The following is a 270-nucleotide window of genomic DNA, read 5'->3' as shown; positions in this document are numbered from 1 at the left end:
CTTTCACGCTGGTCTGGCTCGGCTGGTACGCCAATGCCCAGCTCTCGGTCGTCAACGTCCTGACCTTCACGAACTCCCTGATTACCGCCTTCAACTGGGAGTTCTTCCTCGCCGCGCCGCTGATTTTCATTCTATGGGCCGCGGTCGCGGCCGGGCTGCTGTTCTGGGGCCGCGGTCCCTTCTGCGGCTGGCTCTGCCCGTTCGGCGCGCTCCAGGAGCTGACCAACACCATTGCCCGGTGGCTGAAGGTGCCGCAGGTCACCGTCCCGT

1 protein-coding gene is annotated in these 270 nt (G+C 65.2%); it reads left to right on the top strand.

Features of this window, described 5'->3' with window-relative positions; genetic code table 11:
• Nucleotides 1–270 (top strand): 4Fe-4S binding protein (locus KBI52_RS00325; protein ID WP_210804733.1); only part of this gene is annotated, 270 nt, incomplete at both ends.

The sequence above is a fragment of the Microvirga sp. HBU67558 genome (genome assembly GCF_018069605.1).
Taxonomy (GTDB): Bacteria; Pseudomonadota; Alphaproteobacteria; order Rhizobiales; family Beijerinckiaceae; genus Microvirga; species Microvirga terrae.
Note: the sequence above shows the minus strand (reverse complement) of the source record. Positions and strands in the feature narration are given on the sequence as shown.